Genomic DNA, 1687 nt, shown 5'->3' on the forward strand with positions numbered 1-1687 from the left:
TGGACTTCATTATCCACATCCTGCTGGCATTCTGGATCACCCGCTCTTCCTTATGTACGCGCCAATTGCGGCGGTTCTACGAAAAACGTGCTTACGGCATGCAGACCGAATTAACGCTGTTCCTTCGGGAAGACGATTTATCTCCGGCCCAATTTATGCAGGCCATACAGCAACAAAGTGTGTCCCCGCTGGTCGTGAAAGTCTAGCTGATGGACAAAGCCCTTTATATGGAGAGACGGGCATGATAGGCTGGCTAGCCTCGCGATGCTGATTTGCCTGCATCGCCCTATCGCGAGAAATCCATGCCCGTAGAGGCTCCATGTCAAGGGCTGCTCCGAAGTAACTTTTGAAAAACTACGAATTCGTGAGAATAAGAGAGTTAGGCTCTAAAGTTCAGGGGTTTATCCGCTAATCATTATTATGTACCACATAAATTTGCTAATAGAATCCTTTAATATCAAGCTCTATTAGCTCACTTTTTCTAAATAGTTTACATAATATATATTATAGGACATAATACAAATGACGTGAAATTGTTAATTATCCTAGGGAGTTCCCTGCCTCACTTTTTATTCTAATAGTTTCGTTTACTTTATTCTTTTATTGAGACTATTCAGTATTTTAATACCCAATTCAAGTGCCCAACTGACATTCGAATACTCAAACCTATCCACTTCGCAATGTACTGCAGCATTCAACATTCTTACCATATCAGCTAGTACTGAACGTTCTTCAAAAGTGATCAAATCATGTGATGATAAAATCTTCAAAAGATTACCTAATCCTTTGTATTTCGTATCAAGATCATTCTCATATGCTAACTTGCGTAATTTATCTTCTAATTCGATTCTTAAACCTGCTAGTGCAAGCTTAGGATCTTCTTTAGCAACCAACTGAAATGTATATTCAATTTGGTTTGTAGGTTGTATATCTTTGTCAAACATGCCTGCTTTGTCTGCTTTTTCTTCAATTTCTTTGAAATCCTGTAATTCAAACTTCATCCCGCCGGGAAGTTCTACCGATTTGAATAACGGTGCCAACCAAGGTAAAACCGCAACAACTAATAGTCCTAATGTTATACTATCCACCTTTAAATCTGGAAAAAAGATATGTATCAACACCAGAACTACGGCCAATAAAGTAGTTAATGTCTTAATTAATGTTATGTTTCGCAACATAATCAACTCCTTAATGTTTTGCGGGGAATTTCTTATAAACGTTTCCGTATTCACGACGTCTCACGGATTTTAAGTGAGCGTCACAGCGAACGGGTCCGACGGACTTAGCCAGTGCGGATGTGTCTCGGCAATAGCTTCCTCGCTCTTGGCTTTCGGAACCAAGAGGCGTCAGCCTCGATGCGTGAATGTGGTTTAGTTTCAAAATGAATTCTTATCCTGTAGTTTTTCAATATGTCTTTCCCCATAATTAATTCAAATGTTCTTATAAAAAACCACATAAATCCCGCATAAAAACCAACTAATGGATATCGAAATGACGCTGGTTTATTTCTTTCAAAATAAAAATGCCCTATCCAAGAAATCCCTCATTATGATCATTATGATTTGATTAGGTTAACAATGTATTTATAATCCTGAATTTCGAAAGCCCATAATATCAGGGCATACTTGCTAAGTGGAAGGCGTTAGGCTTGTAAACATGTGGATAATTCCCGTGCGAATGGGCCGAA

3 protein-coding genes are annotated in these 1687 nt (G+C 38.9%); 1 reads left to right on the forward strand and 2 read right to left on the reverse strand.

The window, feature by feature from the left end:
- On the forward strand, positions 1 to 206 hold a 206-nt coding region (locus VF724_RS21125; RefSeq protein ID WP_371756211.1), incomplete at its 5' end, for a hypothetical protein.
- Positions 207 to 587: 381 nt separating this feature from the next.
- On the opposite strand, the gene VF724_RS21130 is transcribed toward VF724_RS21125, so the two are convergent.
- Positions 588 to 1178: a hypothetical protein gene (locus VF724_RS21130; RefSeq protein WP_371756212.1), complete on the reverse strand. Its 591-nt coding sequence runs from the start codon at positions 1176 to 1178 to the stop codon at positions 588 to 590.
- A gap of 104 nt (positions 1179 to 1282) precedes the next feature.
- Positions 1283 to 1540, reverse strand: coding sequence for an Mpo1-like protein (locus VF724_RS21135; protein WP_371756213.1), 258 nt, complete (start codon positions 1538 to 1540; stop codon positions 1283 to 1285).
- Between the last annotated feature and the right edge of the window lie 147 nt (positions 1541 to 1687).

It is taken from the genome of Ferviditalea candida, from assembly GCF_035282765.1.
Classification (GTDB): Bacteria; Bacillota; Bacilli; order Paenibacillales; family KCTC-25726; genus Ferviditalea; species Ferviditalea candida.